Origin of the sequence: Streptomyces sp. NBC_01210 (assembly GCF_036010325.1) — a bacterium.
Classification (GTDB): domain Bacteria; phylum Actinomycetota; class Actinomycetes; order Streptomycetales; family Streptomycetaceae; genus Streptomyces.
Genome location: NZ_CP108549.1, coordinates 1,083,399 through 1,100,879, shown reverse-complemented (window position 1 = coordinate 1,100,879; position 17,481 = coordinate 1,083,399). Strand labels below are relative to the sequence as shown.

General features: G+C 69.5%; 16 protein-coding genes. 9 read left to right on the top strand and 7 right to left on the bottom strand.

Annotation, left to right across the window (positions count from 1 at the left end; translation table 11 throughout):
• Positions 1-775: 775 nt before the first annotated feature.
• Entirely contained in the window at positions 776-1,126 is a 351-nt protein-coding gene (locus OG735_RS04795; protein WP_327321889.1) for an STAS domain-containing protein, read from the bottom strand.
• Positions 1,127-1,701: 575 nt separating this feature from the next.
• Positions 1,702-2,688 carry a LacI family DNA-binding transcriptional regulator gene (locus tag OG735_RS04790; protein WP_327328206.1) on the bottom strand — a complete coding sequence of 329 codons (987 nt, stop codon included), beginning with the start codon at positions 2,686-2,688 and terminating at the stop codon, positions 1,702-1,704.
• Positions 2,689-2,898: 210 nt separating this feature from the next.
• Here OG735_RS04790 and OG735_RS04785 point away from each other — a divergent pair, with 210 nt between their 5' ends.
• The gene (locus OG735_RS04785; RefSeq protein ID WP_327321888.1) at positions 2,899-3,864 is read left to right on the top strand and encodes an ROK family protein; all 966 of its coding nucleotides are present in this window, start codon (positions 2,899-2,901) and stop codon (positions 3,862-3,864) included.
• Here the strand turns inward: OG735_RS04785 and OG735_RS04780 are convergent.
• Entirely contained in the window at positions 3,848-5,911 is a 2,064-nt protein-coding gene (locus OG735_RS04780) for an NPCBM/NEW2 domain-containing protein (protein WP_327321887.1), read from the bottom strand. The two genes, OG735_RS04785 and OG735_RS04780, sit on opposite strands and share 17 nt — an antisense overlap.
• Before the next feature lie 267 nt (positions 5,912-6,178).
• Between OG735_RS04780 and OG735_RS04775 the strand changes: the two genes are divergently transcribed.
• From OG735_RS04775 to OG735_RS04765, 3 genes are all read left to right on the top strand, one after another.
• Positions 6,179-7,474, top strand: coding sequence for an ABC transporter substrate-binding protein (locus OG735_RS04775; protein WP_327328205.1), 1,296 nt, complete (start codon positions 6,179-6,181; stop codon positions 7,472-7,474).
• 135 nt (positions 7,475-7,609) lie between these two features.
• On the top strand, positions 7,610-8,518 hold the full coding sequence (locus tag OG735_RS04770) for a carbohydrate ABC transporter permease (protein ID WP_327321886.1): 909 nt from the start codon (positions 7,610-7,612) through the stop codon (positions 8,516-8,518).
• A complete protein-coding gene (locus OG735_RS04765; protein WP_327321885.1) occupies positions 8,515-9,435 on the top strand; it encodes a carbohydrate ABC transporter permease in 921 nt (306 codons plus the stop codon). Before OG735_RS04770 ends, OG735_RS04765 begins: the two co-directional genes overlap by 4 nt.
• Before the next feature lie 50 nt (positions 9,436-9,485).
• On the opposite strand, the gene OG735_RS04760 is transcribed toward OG735_RS04765, so the two are convergent.
• Entirely contained in the window at positions 9,486-9,662 is a 177-nt protein-coding gene (locus OG735_RS04760) for a hypothetical protein (protein WP_327321884.1), read from the bottom strand.
• A 230-nt stretch (positions 9,663-9,892) separates the two neighbouring features.
• Here OG735_RS04760 and OG735_RS04755 point away from each other — a divergent pair, with 230 nt between their 5' ends.
• On the top strand, positions 9,893-10,927 hold the full coding sequence (locus tag OG735_RS04755) for an NUDIX domain-containing protein (protein WP_327321883.1): 1,035 nt from the start codon (positions 9,893-9,895) through the stop codon (positions 10,925-10,927).
• An 88-nt stretch (positions 10,928-11,015) separates the two neighbouring features.
• Here OG735_RS04755 and OG735_RS04750 read toward each other — a convergent pair whose 3' ends face one another.
• On the bottom strand, positions 11,016-12,380 hold the full coding sequence (locus OG735_RS04750) for a dipeptidase (protein ID WP_327321882.1): 1,365 nt from the start codon (positions 12,378-12,380) through the stop codon (positions 11,016-11,018).
• Between the two features lie 145 nt (positions 12,381-12,525).
• Between OG735_RS04750 and OG735_RS04745 the strand changes: the two genes are divergently transcribed.
• Positions 12,526-13,743, top strand: a complete 1,218-nt coding sequence (locus tag OG735_RS04745) for a geranylgeranyl reductase family protein (RefSeq protein WP_327321881.1) — start codon at positions 12,526-12,528, stop codon at positions 13,741-13,743.
• Between the two features lie 166 nt (positions 13,744-13,909).
• Here OG735_RS04745 and OG735_RS04740 read toward each other — a convergent pair whose 3' ends face one another.
• Positions 13,910-14,359, bottom strand: a complete 450-nt coding sequence (locus OG735_RS04740; RefSeq protein ID WP_442812584.1) for a nitroreductase family deazaflavin-dependent oxidoreductase — start codon at positions 14,357-14,359, stop codon at positions 13,910-13,912.
• A gap of 141 nt (positions 14,360-14,500) precedes the next feature.
• On the opposite strand from OG735_RS04740, the gene OG735_RS04735 reads away from it, so the two are divergent.
• The 3 genes from OG735_RS04735 to OG735_RS04725 all read left to right on the top strand — a co-directional run bounded on the left by OG735_RS04735 (position 14,501) and on the right by OG735_RS04725 (position 17,201).
• Entirely contained in the window at positions 14,501-15,196 is a 696-nt protein-coding gene (locus OG735_RS04735; protein ID WP_327321879.1) for a TetR/AcrR family transcriptional regulator, read from the top strand.
• A gap of 116 nt (positions 15,197-15,312) precedes the next feature.
• Entirely contained in the window at positions 15,313-16,539 is a 1,227-nt protein-coding gene (locus tag OG735_RS04730) for a sensor histidine kinase (protein WP_327321878.1), read from the top strand.
• Positions 16,536-17,201, top strand: coding sequence for a response regulator transcription factor (locus OG735_RS04725; protein WP_327321877.1), 666 nt, complete (start codon positions 16,536-16,538; stop codon positions 17,199-17,201). The genes OG735_RS04730 and OG735_RS04725 overlap by 4 nt, the downstream gene beginning before the upstream one ends.
• On the opposite strand, the gene OG735_RS04720 is transcribed toward OG735_RS04725, so the two are convergent.
• Positions 17,162-17,437 (bottom strand): DUF6332 family protein, encoded by a 276-nt coding sequence (locus OG735_RS04720; protein WP_327321876.1) that lies wholly within the window; start codon positions 17,435-17,437, stop codon positions 17,162-17,164. The genes OG735_RS04725 and OG735_RS04720 overlap by 40 nt on opposite strands.
• Positions 17,438-17,481: the final 44 nt, after the last annotated feature.

The following is a 17,481-nucleotide window of genomic DNA, read 5'->3' as shown; positions in this document are numbered from 1 at the left end:
CCACATCGCTTGCATGCGGAAATCTTGCAGCTGTCACTCTCCGTCCGGTGCCGAGTCGGTCGGGACAACTTGACGGGATTGCACAGCTAGCGATGCACCGGCGGGGTAAAAGCATGGGCTTGCCCGCCGACCTGAAGCGGTACCGAGGTGCGCGGGAGATGCGGAGGATGTTGACAGCGGGTCAGGTGGGATTCATGAGAAACGTCCGTGGTGTTGGGGAAGCCCGCCTCCTCCCCGCGCAGGGAGGAGACCCCGATCATCGGGCCGTTGCGGCCGCCCTCGCGCCACGCTGTTGATGCTTCCTGAAGTCCCGATCGCGAGCACGAGTAACCACTCGCCCTACGGGCTACGACCGCGGTCCACGACGGAAGATCTTCCGGACGCATGAACAACCACATCACCCCCGCGGCCGGTGACGGAAGGACACGACCGCGGACAAGATCATCCCGGACCGACGCCGCCCCCCCGCCACGCATTCAGCAACGGAGTTGGGAACCACTGAAAACCGCCCTGGCTGCCCGGCCTTCGGTCCGCTCATGCGGCAGGTCCGTGTGGCGTTGTGCCCGACGTCACCGAGTCGGCATCCCAGTCGGCGGAGGCAGCTATCGAGGGTGTCGACCGCGACGGGAACCATGGAAGGAGAGGCCGTCGCGGGTAAGCATCGCACCGGGCAGGCCCGGCCGACACCAAGATGCCGATGACGCGACGACCGGGGTGCCGACCAGGGCCGGACGAAGAAGCCGCTGCCCGCACAGCTCACCTGAGCGTTCGTCCTTCAGGCAGCTCGCCGCGTCAACAGCAGCGGCTCTACCTCCGCCATCTGAAGCAGCCTCGCGACCACGGGCGCGACCGGTCCGCTCACGCCGAAGCAGACACCTGCTTCCTGGGCATGCGCGCGGGCGCTGAGCAGGGCGTTCAGTCCAGAGCAGTCGCAGAAGGACACCCGGCGAAAGTCCACCTCGATGCATTGAGCACCGCTGGTCACAGCGAGCGCCAGTTCGCCCTCCAGCTGGGCCGAGGTCGTGTGATCCACCTCGCCCGCCACCGGCACCGTCGTCAGGCCGTCAGCCGTCGTGCTGGACACGTGCAACGGCCGGCCGGATCTCTTCTCCAGCTTGCTGTCCATGGAATCAGCGTCTCCGCTACGCAGCCGGCAGTCAAAGAGCGCAGGCAAATCAGAACACAACCTCCAGAAACCCGCTCTGCCCAGAACGGCTCTCGATGACCGTGGCTCACCGACGACTAGTCAAGATCATTAATGAAAATGGTCAACTGCACCGCGTCGGTGTTGCACGAGAAGGGACACCATCCCCCGAGTACGCCAGCGGCCGGATCTCCTACCAAGTCACTGTGGACCTGGACGCGTCGACCAACGGTCGTGCCCCGTTCGTACTGGTGACCGCAGGAAGGCCTGCGGGTCGCACACCGCGGCGGCGCCGAGCCGACCGACAGCCAGACCAGTACGAATTCGACCGCCGGCGGCTCTACCGGCACGACCGGCGGCGGGTCGACCGCTGGGTCGACCGGTGGGTCGAGCACCTCGGGCGGCGGGCAGCACATCCACCCATCGCGGTTCGACGACCGGCGGCGGTGCGGACCCGGCCCCGGCGCCTTCCACTCCATCGGCGGCGGCACGTACATCTGCCAGGTCCGGGCCCGTATACGTCCAGGGTGGGTACAGCGACAAGCGCCGGGCCCGGCCTACCCGTCTGCCGGCGGCGGGAGCTCGCCCGAGCCGCGCGGGATCAGCACCGTCTCCAGCGCCACCTGCGCGGGCTCGTCGTCCACGCCGTCGAGACGGCGGAACAGCCGCTCGGCGGCGGTACGCCCGAGAGTCGCGGCGTCCTGGGCGATGACCGTGATGCCCAGCAGGTCGGCGAGTTCGATGTCGTCGAACCCGACCAGCGCGACCGGCCGGTCGCGCTCCGCCAGGACCCGTACGGCCGTCACCGTCACCCGGTTGTTGCCCGCGAACAGCGCTGTGACCGGCTCGGGGCCCGCCAGCATCGCCTCGACCGCCGCCCGCACCGGTTCCGCAGCGGTGGAGCCCAGCGACACCCAGCTGTCGTCCACCGCGAGCCCGGCGTCCTCCATGGCGGCGCGGTAGCCACGCACGCGCTCGGCAGCGGTGTGGATACGCGGCTGGTCGCCGATGAATCCGATACGGCGGTGGCCGTGCGCGATCAGATGCGCCACGCCCTTGCGGGCGCCGCCGAAGCTGTCGGAGAGCACCACGTCCGCGTCGATCCGACCGGCCGGGCGGTCCACGAACACCGTGGCGACGCCCGCCTTTATCTCCGGCTCCAGATAGCGGTGGTCGTGGCCGGCCGGGATCACGATCAGCCCGTCCACCCGGCGGGCGCAGAGCGCGAGCACCAACTCCTGCTCGCGCTCCGGGTCCTCGGCGCTCGAACCGTTGATGAGCAGGGCGCCGTGGGCGCGGGCGACCTCTTCGACCGCGCGGTTCAGCGGCCCGTAGAAGGGGTCGGCGAGATCTTCGAGCACCAGCCCGATCGAGGCGGTGCGGCCCTTGCGCAGCACCCGTGCGCTGTCGTTGCGGCGGAAGCCGAGGGACTCGATGGCCTCGTGCACCCGGCGTTCGGTGTCGGGCGTGACGCCGGGTTCGCCGTTGACCACCCGGGAGACGGTTTTCAGGCCGACGCCGGCCCGCGCGGCGACATCTTTCATGGTGGGCCGGTTGCCGTAGCGGGGCTCGGGGCCTCGGGTGCGGCCCGCCGTCGGCGGGTGACGGTCGGTCTCGGCCACGGTGCGCTGTCCTGTCGTTGTCCGGTGTGCGAGGGTGTGGCGTCGAGCATAGGCCCTGGACAACGTTGTCAGGGGAATGGAGACTGTTACTGAATCCGCAGGTCCGACAGCTCCCCGGGGGATCCCACACCGATGCATACCGACCTCGTCGCCGCGCTCGATATCGGCGGCACCAAGATCGCCGGCGCGTTGGTGGACGGCAGCGGCGGGATTGTGCTGCGGGCGCAGCGCCCGACACCCGCCCGTGAGGACGGCGACACCGTGATGCGCGCCGTCGAGGCGGTCCTGGCCGAGCTCGCCGCCTCCCCGCTCTGGGTGCGGGCCTCGGCCGTCGGCATCGGCAGCGCTGGTCCGGTGGACGCCTCCGCCGGTACGGTCAGCCCGGTCAATGTCCCAGGCTGGCGCGACTTTCCGCTGGTCGCGCGGGTGCGCCGGGTCGCCGACGGGCTGCCCGTCGCGCTGGTCGGCGACGGCGTCGCGATGACCGCGGCCGAGCACTGGCAAGGCGCGGCCCGCGGCTACGACAACGCCCTGTGCATGGTGGTCTCGACCGGTGTCGGCGGTGGACTCGTCCTTGGCGGGAAGCTCCATCCGGGACCCACCGGCAACGCCGGGCACATCGGCCACATCAGCGTCGACCTGGACGGCGATCTCTGCCCGTGCGGCGCGCGCGGCTGCGTGGAGCGGATCGCCAGCGGCCCGAACATCGCGCGCCGGGCGCTGGAGAACGGCTGGCAGCCCGGTGCCGACGGCGACACCTCGGCCGCCGCCGTGGCCGTCGCCGCCAGGGCCGGACACCCGGTCGCGGTCGCCTCCTTCGAGCGGGCGGCCCAGGCTCTCGCCGCCGGGATCGCCGCCACGGCGACCCTCGTCGAGATCGAGATTGCCGTCATCGGCGGAGGAGTGGCGGGCGCGGGCGATGTGCTCTTCGCGCCGCTGCGCCGTGCCCTGCACGACTACGCCACGCTCTCCTTCGTACAGCGGCTGACGGTGGCTCCGGCCCTGACGGGCACGGACGCCGGTCTGGTGGGTGCGGCCGCTGCCGCCTCGCTCGGCCGTGACGGCGAGGCGGCAGCGGTTGTCAGCAGCCGATCCTGAGGTCGGCCCAGTCGGCGTGGTCGGAGTCGACCCCGTCACCGCCGTCGGTGACCACCAGACGTACGACCTTCGCACCACTGACATCCGCCGAAATCGGCTGTGCGGGCATGGCGTTGGTCAGTACGTCCGTCGAGGCGGCCTTCTTCCCGTCCGCCCAGATCTCGAAGGCGACCGTGCCCTTCGCCCCCTTCTCGTCGTCCAGGCCGACCTGCGCGGTGACGGTGGTGCACCTACGGCCCGCGTAGTACGCCACGGCGCTCGCGGCGTGCACACCGAGGCCCTTGGCGAAGACCTGGCCGCCGATGGTGATCGGCTTGCCGTCGCCGGCCTTGCTCTCGCCGTTGCTGGTGTCCTTCTCCATGGGACCCCAGCCGTTCTCCGCGCTCAGTGCGCCGAGATCACTGAGATACGTCCGGCCCGCGGGCGGCGCCACGACCACATGCACGCTCGCCGGTGCCGAGGTGGTGAGCCGCTGTCCGGTCAGCGAGTGGTACTTGGTCGTCAGTGTCAGTCCGTACGAGCCGGTCGGGGTGGTCCGCGGCACGACGACCTCCCAGCCGGTCGTGAGTCTGCTGCCGCCGGCGAGCGCCGGAGTGGCGGACCTGGAGGTGGCCTTGATCCGCCAGCCTTCGGGTCCGGTCAGGGATACGGAGACGGCGAGCGCGGGCGTACGGCCCAGATCGGTGACGGTCGAGGTGAGCTCCGCGGTCTCGCCGGCCTCGGCCATCAGGCCCTCGTCGGCGTTCACTTCGAGGGCGGGCGGCAGCAGCGCCCACTTCCGGTCCGTCGAGACGCGCACCAGCACCGTGCCGTGCGCGGGCACCGTCGCCGAGATCGTGCCCGCGGTGTTGGCGTCGGTGTGCTGCCACAGATCGCGCAGCCGGTAGCCGGCGGCGTCGGGCAGGCCGGCGGCCTCGGCCGTGGTGGCGATCCGCTGCGGGCTGCTGTTCTCGTTGAAGAGCGCGACCGTGCGGCTGCCGTCCGCCATCTCCTTGGCCACCACCCAGCGGCCGCCTTCGGAGCTGATCACGGTGCCCTGCTTGCCGAGCGGGTCCTGGTCGACCGCGATGACCTCGCGGTTGCCGAGGATCTCGAAGGCCGCTGCGGGCGCCTTGCGCAGATCGGAGCCGATGAGCAGCGGCGACGCCATGATCGACCACATGGAGAAGTGGGAGCGGTACTCGGTGCCCGTCATCCCGCCGTTGCCGACCTCCAGCATGTCGGGGTCGTTCCAGTGACCGGGTCCCGCGTACTGAGCCAGCGGCAGGTTCTTCTTCATGATCGACAGCATGGAGCCCCAGTTGTCGCTGATGTCGCCGGTGGTGCGCCACAGTTGACCTACTCCGGTGGCCCACTCCCAGGGCTTGTTCTGTCCCCACTCGCAGATGTTGTAGACGATGGGACGTCCCGTTGTCTCAGCGGCGGCCTTCACCGCGTCCCGCATCGTGTTGTAGCGGAGTTCGGCGTCCACACCCTGGTTGTTGCAGTTGTCGTACTTGAGGTAGTCGACGCCCCAGTCGGCGAACTGCTGCGCGTCGCTGTACTCGTGGCCGAGTCCGCCGGGAAAGCCCGCGGTGTTGCAGGTCTTGGTCCCGGCGCTGGTGTAGATGCCGAACTTCAGCCCCTTGGAGTGGACATAGTCGGCCACGGCCTTGATCCCGTTGGGGAAGCGCACCGGGTCGGGCACCAGCTTGCCGTTCGTGTCGCGCTGCGGCAGCACCCAGCAGTCGTCGAGATTGACGTACTGATAGCCGGCGGCCTTGAGGCCCCTCTCGACGAAGATACCGGCGATTCCCTTGACCATCGCCTCGTTGAACTCCGCCCTGCAGTGGGTCGAGTTCCAGTTGTTGAACCCCATCGGAGGGGTCAGGGCGAGCCCTTCGTCGAGCTGTGGGGCCGCGGCCGGGGCCGCGGCCGGGGGAGCGGCCGGGGCGGCCGGGGCACCGGCGGCGAGAGCCGGTGTGCCCAGCCCCGCCGCGCCGAGCAGCGCGGCGGCCAGCGCTCCGACGACTCTGTGGCGGGTACTGCGGGTGGGAAGGTGACGCATCGTAACGTTCCTCCGTACTCGCGCATTTTGGGATGGCGGCATGTACGTGTCAGTCGCGAGCGTTTACGGTAGGCCGTGTTGGAGTCTGTTGGAAGAGATGCGGTAACGGTTGTTCGATGTCTCGCCAAAACCCTTGACGACACCCCTTTCTGGGAGTGAGATCCAATTCTCGCGTTGGGTTGTGTTGAGTTGCACCCCGGAGGAGGGGACATGGCGCAGTCATCGTTCAACGGTTCCGCCGCGCCCGGGAGCGTGGCAGGACATCGGATGTCCCGGCGGAATCTGCTGCGTGGCGCAGCGGCGGGTGCAGGTGCGGTCGCGCTGCCCTCGCTGCTCGCCGCGTGCGGCAGTGGGCCCGGCGGGGACGGCAAGACCATCACTTTGGGGTCCAACTCGTCCGACCCGGTGCCGAAGAAGGCTTTCGCCGACGCGTTCTCCGCATACGGCAAGCAGTCGAAGGACGGACGGAAGATCAAGGTCAACACCGTTGACCACAACACCTTCCAGGAGAACATCAACCGCTACCTGCAGGGCAAGCCGGACTCCGTCTTCATGTGGTTCGCGGGCTACCGCATGCAGTTCTTCGCCAAGAAGGGCCTGTTGCACGACATCAGCGACAACTGGGCGGGCTACCAGGGCTTCTCGCCGGCGCTGAAGGCCCAGTCCACGGGTGAGGACGGCAAGCAGTACCTCACGCCGTACTACTACTACCCATGGGCCGTCTTCCACCGGAAGAGCGTCTTCGAGCAGCACGGCTACCAGGCTCCCAAGACGCTCGACGAGTACATAGCGCTCGCCAAGCAGATGCAGAAGGACAAGCTCGTCCCCATCGCGTTCTGCGACAAGGACGGCTGGCCGGCGATGGGCACGTTCGACTACATCAACATGCGCAGCAACGGATACGAGTTCCACAAGAACCTGATGGCGGGCAAGGAGGCGTGGACCGACAAGCGCGTCAAGGACGTCTTCGACACCTGGCGCAGCATCCTCCCGTACTGCCAGCCCGGAGCCAACGGCCGCACCTGGCAGGAGGCCGCGACCAGTCTGCAGAAGAAGCAGGCGGGCATGGCGGTCTTCGGACTCCCGCACCCCGGCGCCCAGTTCCCCAAGGGCGAGCAGGCCGACATCGACTTCTTCCCGTTCCCGGTGATCAATCCCGAGCACGGCCAGGACGCGGTCGAGGCGCCCATCGACGGGTTCCTGCTCGCGAAGAAGTCGAAGGACCTCAAGAACGACAAGAGCCTGGAGAGCGCCAAGGACCTGCTCAAGTGGCTGGCCACGGGCAAGGCGGAGGACATCTATCTCGCCAGTGACCCCAACAACATCGCCGTGAGCGACCAGGCCGACATCTCGAAGTACTCCCCGCTGCAGAAGAAGGCCGTCGAACTCGTCTCGGGCGCCAAGCAGATCTCGCAGTTCCTGGACCGGGACACGAGGCCGGACTTCTCCTCGACCGTGATGATCCCGGCCATTCAGACCTTCATCAACAAGCCGAAGGACGTGGATGGGTTGGTCAACAGCATCGAGCGGCAGAAGAAGACCATCTTTGCCTCCGAAGACTGACTGACACCGGCCGAAACCGACTTGGAGCCACCACCCGTGCCGCTGCTGCAATCTCCCGGGGGACAGCCCCCGGACCCCCGGCCGGAACCGCAGGCCGACCGGGGCACCCCGAACGACACCGCGGGGCGAACGAGAGTGAGCACCCCGCGGCGCGCCGCTCGACGAGGTCCGCGGCGGTTCACCCGCCGCGACCTCGCCGTACTCGGCGTGCTGCTGGGCATACCGATCCTGCTCGACGTGGCCATCGTGTGGGGGCCGACCCTCGCCTCCATCGTGCTCTCCTTCACCAGCTGGGACGGCATCGGAGACATCCACTGGGTCGGCACGAAGAACTACGAGAACCTCTTCACCAACTATCCGCAGTTCTGGCCCGCCGCCCGCCACAACCTGCTCTGGCTGGCCTTCCTCGGACTGATCGCGACCCCGTTCGGACTGCTGCTGGCCGTCCTCATCGACCGGGGCGTACGGTTCAGCCGCTTCTACCAGTCGACGCTCTACATGCCGGTGGTGCTCTCGCTCGCCGTCGTCGGCTTCATCGCCCAACTGGTCTTCTCCCGCGACCAGGGCGCGCTCAACGCGATCCTCGCGGACACCGAGAACCCCACCGACTGGCTCGGCGATCCCGACCTCAACATCTGGATGATCCTGCTGGCCGCGGCCTGGCGGCACACCGGCTATGTCATGATCCTCTACCTGGCCGGCCTCAAAGCCGTCGACCCCTCGCTGAAGGAAGCCGCCGCCATCGACGGTGCGAGCGAGCGGCAGACCTTCTTCCGTGTCGTCTTCCCGACCTTGCGGCCCGTCAATGTCATCGTCGGCGTCATCACTGTCATCGAGGCGCTGCGCGCCTTCGACATCGTCTACGCCGTCAACAAAGGCAGAAACGGCCTGGAGCTGCTCTCGGTCCTCGTCACCGACAACATCATCGGCGAGGCCAGCCGGATCGGCTTCGGTTCCGCGATCGCCGTGGTGCTGCTGCTTGTCTCCATGGGATTCGTCGTGACGTATCTGGTCCAGGAGATCCGTGGGGAGAAGAACCGATGACGATCGACACCGCCCCGGCGCCCGCCACCACACCGGCCGCGGCCCCACCGCCCCGCAGGCGCGCCCTGCGCCCCGGCCGGCTCGGGGTGCACGCGTTTCTGATGACTGTCTCGCTGGCCTTCCTGGCGCCCCTGCTGCTCGCGGTGTACGCCTCGCTGCGGCCGTACGACGAGACCTCCGAGCACGGCTACTTCTCGCTGCCGAAGAAGCTCTCCTTCGACTACTACCAACAGGCCTTCAGCGACTCGGGGATGATGAAGTACTTCATCAACACCCTGATCATCGCCGTGCCGGGAGTGCTGCTCGCGCTCTTCTTCGCCTCCTTCGTCGCCTTCGCCGTGTCGCGGCTGAGGATGCGCGGCTCGATCGTGCTGCTGATGCTCTTCACCGCCGGCAATCTGCTGCCCCAGCAGGTGATCGTCACTCCGCTGTACGTCCTGTTCAACCGCATCCCGTTGCCGTACTGGATGTCCGACTCGATGACGATGTTCGACTCGTACTGGGCCGTCATCTCCGTCCAGGTCGGCTTCCAGATCGGGTTCTGTGTCTTCGTCCTCGCCAACTTCATGCGCACCCTGCCGCAGGAGATCCTGGAGGCGGCGATCGTGGACGGCGCGAGTGTGTGGACGCAGTACTGGCGCATCACGCTGCCGCTCTGCCGCCCCGCCCTCGCGGCGCTCGGCACGCTGCAGTTCACCTGGATGTACAACGACTTCCTCTGGGCTCTCGTCTTCATCTCCGACGGCGACAAGCTGCCCATCACGTCGGCGCTGAACAACCTCCGCGGTCAGTTCTTCACCGACTACAACCTGCTGGCGGCGGGTTCGGTGATCGTGGCACTGCCGACGCTGCTGGTCTTCCTGCTGCTCCAGCGCCACTTCATCGCCGGGCTCACCCTCGGCTCCACCAAGGGCTGAGTCGGACGGCAGGCCGGCTTCCGTCCCGGCCCGGGGCGGAAGCCGTGGCGCTAGACCATCGCATCCGCGGTCCGCTGCGGAACGACCACCAGGAAGGCATCCGATTCGAGGTCCATCACGACCTCCGCCGCCAGCCCCTCGTCCCGGCGTGCCCGTGCGAACTCCTCGGCCGGCCAGCTTCCGCGCGGACCCCCGGCGGGAAACTGCTCCAACACCGTACGGCGCATCCCGCACCCCCTTGTCTCTCCCGCTCCAACGACGCTCCGCGCCCGGGTGTCACGGCCCGGCGGGGGCATCCGTTCGTATGGTGAGACGCGTCAGGGCGCGGGACGGTGGTGGTGAACCGGCAACAGCACGGCCACAGTTGTGTACGTGATCAACCGGCCGGTTCCTGCAACGGGTTTCCGTGGCAGGGTGTTGCGGGCAATCCACTGGGGGCTACGGCAGAGGGGGAACCGTGATCGTCTGGATCAACGGTGCGTTCGGAGCGGGCAAGACCAGTACCGCACGCGAACTGATCGATCTGATCCCGAACAGCACGTTCTACGACCCCGAACTGATCGGCGGCTCTCTCGGCCACCAGCTGCCCCAGAAGCGGCTCGCCGAGGTGAGCGACTATCAGGATCTGCCGATCTGGCGGCGGCTCGTGGTGGACACCGCCGCGGCGCTGCTCGCCGAGCTGGGCGGGGTGCTGGTGGTGCCGATGACGCTGCTGCGCCAGGAGTACCGCGACGAGATCTTCGGCGGGCTCGCCTCCCGCAGGATCTCGGTGCGCCATGTGCTGCTGTCCCCGGGTGAAACGATCCTGCGCGAGCGGATAGCCAACCGCGAGGAGCCGGACATCCCCGACGCCGAACAGCGCGTCAGACAGTGGGCGTACGAACACATCGAGCCCTATCTCGCGGCCCTCGACTGGATCAGCGCGGACGCGCACGTCATCGACACCAGCCGGCTGGATCCGCAGGAGACGGCGCAGCGGATCGCCGAAGCGGTACGGACCGGGGCCGCCGCGGCCTGCGAGATCGTCCAGACGCCCGAGCCGAGCGCCGAAACTCTCGCCGCCGGAGTGCTGCTCTTCGACGAGGCGGACCGGGTGCTGCTCGTCGACCCCACCTACAAGCCGGGCTGGGAGTTCCCCGGCGGGGTGGTGGAGCGCGGCGAGGCACCGGCACGCGCGGGGATGCGCGAGGTCACCGAAGAGCTCGGCATCGAACTCGGGGAGGTGCCCAGGCTGTTGGTGGTCGACTGGGAGCCGCCGCGGCCGCCGGGATTCGGCGGACTGCGGCTGCTCTTCGACGGCGGCCGGCTGCCGAGCGGTGAGGCGCGGCGGGTGCTGCTGCCCGGATCGGAGCTGCGCGGCTGGCGGTTCGTCGGCGAGGAGGAGGCGGCGGAACTGCTGCCGCCGCCCCGTTACGAACGCCTGCGCTGGGCACTGCGCGCGCGCGAGCGCGGGACCGTGCTCAACCTGGAGGCCGGCGTCCCCGTCGGCTGACGCGCAACATCCCCGCGTCCGGAGTCAACTGGTCACCGTCGTGCCGGACCCGCACGGATCTACCTTCTCCGCGATCGCCGCCGAGCGCTCAAGCCTTCTTGGACTCGGCGTAGTTGACCAGGAAGAGGGCCTCGGCGACGGACAGCCGCTCCAGCTCCTCGGGCGACACCGACTCGTTCACCGCATGGATCTGTGCCTCGGGCTCGCTCAGGCCGATCAGCAGGATCTCCGCCTGGGGGTAGAGCGCGGCGAGCGTGTTGCACAGCGGGATCGAGCCGCCCATGCCGGCGGACTGCATCTCCTCGCCCGGGTACGCGATGCGCATCGCGTCGGCCATCGAGGTGTACGCCGGGCTGGAGACGTCCGCCCGGAACGGCTGGCCCTGGCCCACCTGCTCGAGCGTGACGCGGGCGTTCCACGGAGTGTGCTTCTCGATGTGTGCGAACAGCAGCTTGGTCGCCTCGGCCGCGTCCTGGCCGGGCGGCACCCGCAGGCTGATCTGCGCCCGGGCGGTCGCCGGGATGGAGGGGGTCGCACCGGCCACCGGGTGGCAGTCGATGCCGATCACGGTGACGGCGGGGCGCGCCCAGATACGGTCGGCGACCGTGCCGCTGCCGATCAGGCCGACACCGTCGAGGACCTTGGCGTCCTTGCGGAACTCGCCCTCCGGGTACTGCAGCCCCTCCCAGGCCGAGTCCGCGGTGAGCCCGTCGACCACCGTGGAACCGTCCTCGGCGCGCAGCGAATCGAGTACGCGGATGAGCGCGGCCAGCGCGTCGGGCGCGGCGCCGCCGAACTGGCCCGAGTGCAGATTGCCCTCGAGAGTGTCGACCTGGACCCGGATCATCGTCATACCGCGCAGCGTCGCCGTCACCGTCGGCAGGCCCACCCGGAAGTTCCCGGTGTCGCCGATCACGACGGCGTCGGCCGTCAGCAGCTCCGGGTGCGCCTCGGCGTACTGCTCAAGACCACCCGTGCCCTGCTCCTCAGAGCCCTCCACGATCACCTTGATGCTCACCGGTACGCCGCCGTTCGCCTTGAGGCCGCGCAGGGCGAGCAGGTGCATGATGAAGCCGCCCTTGCAGTCGGCGGCGCCACGCCCGTACCAGCGGCTGTCCCGCTCGGTCAGCTCGAACGGCGGGGTCACCCACGCGGACTCGTCCAGCTTCGGCTGCACGTCGTAATGCGCGTACAGCAGCACCGTCGGCGCACCCTCCGGGCCGGGCAGCAGCCCGTACACCGACTGCGAACCGTCAGGGGTGTCCAGGAGCGCGACATCCTGGAATCCCTCGGCGCGCAGCGCACCGGCCACCCAGTTCGCGGCGGCCTCGCACTCGCTCTTCGGCGCCACGGCCTCGTCCGCCACCGATTGGAAGGCCACCAGCTCCGTGAGCTCCGCCTGGGCGCGGGGCATAAAGGAGGCAATGGTCTCGGCGATCGGATTGACGGTCATGGGCACGCTCCTCGTGGGTGCGACGTTGTGCGGTGTGTGTACGGCGAATGTGTGGTTGATCCTCGCACAGGGGCGGGAAGCGACCGCGCCGTAGGATGCCGTCGAGAGCGTGGATCATGCGTCGGATCGGGAGCAGAAGCAGATCGTGAGCAGCGAGAACGCAGATGCCGTAGGTGAGTACGGCGAGCCGGTGTGGGATGTCGTCGTGGTCGGCGGCGGGCCCGCGGGCGCTTCGGCGGCCTATGCGGCGGCGGTCGCGGGCCGCCAGGTGCTCCTGTTGGAGAAGTCGGAATTGCCCCGCTACAAGACATGCGGCGGAGGGATCATCGGCCCCTCGCGCGACAGCCTCCCGCCAGGCTTCGAACTGCCGCTGCAGGACAGGGTGCACGCCGTCACCTTCTCTCTGAACGGCAAGCTGGCCCGTACCCGCCGCTCCAAGCGGATGCTCTTCGGGCTCATCAACCGACCCGAGTTCGACGCCGCTCTTGTGGAGCAGGCGCAGAAGGCCGGCGTCGTGCTGCGTACCGGCGCGACCGTCTCCCGCGTCGAGCAGCACGGCCCTGCCGTCCCGGACCGGCGCACGGTCGCCGTGGTGCTCGCCGACGGCGAGACCGTGCTGGCGCGTGCGGTCGTGGGCGCGGACGGCAGCGCCAGCCGGATAGGCGCGCATGTCGGGGTGAAGCTCGACCAGGTCGATCTCGGCCTCGAGGCGGAGATCCCGGTGCCGGCGACGGTGGCCGAGGACTGGGCGGGCCGGGTGCTCATCGACTGGGGGCCGATGCCCGGGAGTTACGGCTGGGTGTTCCCCAAGGGGCGGACGCTGACGGTCGGAGTGATCTCGGCCCGAGGCGAGGGCACGGCGACCAAGCGCTATCTGGAGGACTTCATCGCTCGCCTGGGGCTCGCGGGATTCGAGCCGGCGATCTCCTCGGGGCATCTGACCCGGTGCCGCAGCGACGACTCGCCGCTGTCGCGCGGGCGGGTGCTGGTGTGCGGGGACGCCGCCGGGCTGCTCGAGCCGTGGACCCGGGAGGGCATCTCCTTCGCGCTGCGGTCGGGGCGGCTCGCGGGGGAGTGGGCCGTACGGATCTCTGAGGCCCACGATGCCGTGGACGCCCGTCGGCAGGCGCTGAACTACGCGTTCGCGATCAAGGCCGGGCTGGGTGTGGAGATGGGGGTCGGGCGGCGGATGCTCGCGATCTTCGAGCGGCGTCCGGGGCTGCTGCATGCGGCGATCACCGGTTTGCGGCCGGCGTGGAAGGCGTTCGCGGACATTACGCGGGGATCGACGACGCTGGCCGGTCTGGTGCGTACGCATGCGGTGGCGCGGCGGGCACTGGAAATGATGGACCGGCGCGCCTGACGGGCTGCCCGGGCTGCCCCGAACCGTTCGGGCCGTCCGGGCCCGTCCCACCCCGGCCGCCCTGAGCCGGGTATCGCCCGGCGCCTGTGTCACGCTGTCGCCCGGTGACAGGGTGTTGCCCTGTCTCACGGTGTTGCACTGTGTCACGGTGTCGCCCGGCCCGGTGTCACTTGGTCACGGTGATCCGGAAGACGGGGTGCTTGTGCGCCGCGGCGAGCAGCTCCTCGTCCGTGGACTTGGCGTTGACGTCGCCGAAGAACCGGCCGACCTCCCAGCCCCAGCGCTCGAGGTAGGTGCGCAGCAGCACGGGCTTCTCCTCGTCGGCCAGCTCCACCGCGGTGAACTGCTGGGTCTTGCGGCCGACTTGGAGCTGCCCGCCGCCCGCGGCGCGCAGATTGCGGACCCACTGGGAGTGGCCGCGGGCGGAGATCAGATACGGGCCGCCCTCGTAGGGGAGCGGGTTGACCGGGATGCGTCGCCATTCGCCGCTGGTGCGGCCGCGTACGGAGAGCTCCGCGGTGCCCATCAGGCTGACGCCGCGTCGGGTCAGCCAGCCGATGGTGCCGTTGACGATGTTGTCGAAGCGGCCGGGCTTGATGTAGTGCGCCTGCGACATGGTGATCTCCAGTGGTGTCGAGAGAATCATAGAGAGAGCACTGCTCTCGCTTGAGAGCAGTGTGCACCTGATCGGTGATCCAAAGCAAGAGCAGTGCTCTCGTTGTTGGTCAGTGCTCCGAAACGTGAAAGACTGCACCTCATGTCCACGATCCGTGGGGCCAGGGAACGGGCCCGTATCGAAGTCACCGCAGCCATCAAGGACGAGGCTCGCAAACAGCTCGCGGCCGAGGGAGCGGCGAAGCTCTCCCTGCGTGCTGTCGCCCGCGAGCTGGGCATGGTGTCCTCCGCTCTCTACCGCTACTTCCCGAGCCGTGACGATCTGCTGACCGCCCTCATCGTCGACGCCTACGATGCGGTCGGCGCCGCGGCCGCGACCGCCCTCGCCGCTGCCCCGGACCCGGACGACCACCCCGCCCGCTGGATCGCGATCTGTTCGGCCGTACGCGCCTGGGCCCTCGCCCACCCTCATGAGTACGCCCTGATCTACGGCTCTCCGGTCCCCGGCTACACCGCGCCCCAGGACACTGTCGGACCCGCCTCCCGCGTCGGCCTCGCGCTGATCTCCGTCGCCCGCGACGCCCACCGCTCGGGCGGCATCGCGCTGCCGCCGCTCGCCGAGGAACTGCGCCCCGAAGCGCACCGGCTCACCGCCGCTATCGCCCCCGACCTGCCGCCCGCCGTCGTGGTGGCCCTGGTGGCCGCGTGGTCCCAGCTCTTCGGCCTCATCTCCTTCGAGCTCTTCGGCCAGTTCAACCGGGTCGTCGAGGAGCGGGCCGTCTTCTTCGGCCAGGCCGCGGCCCGCCTCGCGCACGAGGTCGGACTGCGGCACCGGTAGGGACCCGTCGGGCTCCAGGAGGCGTCGGCCCCCGTCGCCGTACTGCGCAGGGAGTATGTGTGATCGCCACGCCTGGCTGACGCCCGCCGCCCCGGCCCCGGTCTAGCGTTGCCGGTATGGAAGAGCAGCGCACCCGGAACTGCGGTGGTTCCCCCTGGGCACAGGGCGGACCACCGCCGTTGCGTCACTGGGAGGCACGGCGGAACAACGCAAGGGTGCCCTGGCCATCGACCCTCGTGCTGGCCGTGTTCGTGCTGATGGGGTCGAATTTCGCCGCCCAGGGCCAGCACCGTGAGGCGCTCGACGCCTTCGCGCGGGTGTTGCTGCTCGCGGGACCGGCGTTCCTGCTGCTGCGCAACCGGTGGCCCGTCGTCGCCGTCTTCGGCGCGGCCGCGACAGCGCTGGCCTACTTCGCCGCGGGCTATCCGAACGGCCCGGTCTTCCTCACCGTCGCGGTCGGCGCTTTCGCCGCCGTCACCTCCGGGCACCGGCGTGCCGCCTGGTGGGCCGTCGGCGGCCTCTGGGTCGGTCATCTGCTGATTGCCCACTGGCTGTACGCCGATCTGCCGCCGCACGGCGACAAGGCCGCGCCCTGGGCGCAGGAGCTGGTCATCGCGGCCTGGGTGGTGGCCGTCCTCGCGGCCTCGGAGCTCGTACGTGTCCGACGCGAGGTCTGGGCCCGTGAGCGTATCGAGCGCGCCGCCGCCGAGAAACGCCGCGCCGACGAGGAGCGGCTGCGGATAGCCCGCGAGTTGCACGACGTCCTGGCGCACTCCATCTCGGTCATCAATGTCCAGGCGGGGGTGGGCCTCGCGCTGCTCGACACCAACCCCGAGCAGGCCCGCACCGCGCTCACCACCATCAAGGCGGCCAGCAAGGAGGCGCTGGGCGAGGTGCGGCAGGTCCTCGACACACTGCGTACGCCGGGAGATGCCCCACGCGCACCCGCGCCCGGCCTCGACCGGCTGCCCGAACTCGTCGAACAGGCCGCGAGTGCCGGACTGAGCGTCGAGGTCGAGACGGACGGCGACCGGACCGCCCTCCCGCCCGGCACGGATCTCGCCGCCTTCCGGATCGTCCAGGAAGCGCTCACCAACGTCGTACGTCACTCGGGCTCGCGCACCGCGCGGGTACGGATCGGCTATGCGCCCGGCCGCCTCGACCTCCGGATCGACGACGAAGGACCGGCCACCGGCTCGGACGCGGGCGGCAGCGGCAACGGCCTTGTCGGAATGCGGGAGCGTGCCGCCACCCTCGGTGGCACGATCGATGCGGGCCCGCGCCCGGGCGGCGGCTTCCGGGTACGGGCGGAGCTTCCTGTGCGGCCGAAGGAGACGATGTGATCCGCGTACTGCTCGCCGACGACCAGCTGCTGGTCAGGGCAGGATTCCGGGCGTTGCTCGACGCCCAGCAGGACATCGGGGTGGCGGGCGAGGCCGGTGACGGCGAGGAGGCGGTGCGGCTGGTGCGTGAACTGCGCCCCGACGTGGTGCTGATGGACATCCGCATGCCGCTGCTCGACGGTCTCGCCGCCACCCGCCGGATCACCGAGGACGAGCGGCTGAACGGGGTGAAGGTGGTCATGCTCACCACCTTCGAGCTCGACGAGTACGTCTTCGAGGCGATCCGCTCCGGTGCTTCGGGCTTTCTGGTCAAGGACACCGAGCCGGAGGAATTGCTGCGTGCGGTACGGGCGGTGGTGCACGGGGACGCGCTGCTGTCGCCGGGAGTGACGCGGCGTCTGATCGCGGAGTTCGCTGCCCGCTCCAAAGCACCCACGGACGCCGAGGGCCTCGCCGAACTCACCGAACGGGAGCGGGAGGTGATGGCCCTGGTCGGCATCGGCCTCTCCAATGAGGAGATCGCCCGCCGGCTTGTCGTCAGCCCGCTCACCGCCAAGACTCATGTGAGCCGCACGATGGTGAAGCTCGGCGCCCGCGACCGGGCCCAACTCGTCGTGCTGGCCTATGAGTCGGGGCTGGTGCGGCCCGGCTGGCTCGGCTGAGGCGGCGTACGCGGAAAACGCCACAGCACCGTCACGACGCGCACCACGAAGGCGACCGCGGCCGCCGCGCCGCCCGCGATGAGCAGCCCGCGCTCGGCGGTGTACGGCATGGCGAACATCAGCTTCGGTCCCGCGATCACTCCGAAGACGACCGCCGCGACCAGGACCGCGCTGAGGAGCGCGTATCCGGTCTCGATGGTCAAGGCGTCCCGCTCCGCCTGTGTACGTCGCCCCATGTCCGAAGTGTCACAGGGCGGTGGCCGACGGGCAAGGAGTCCGT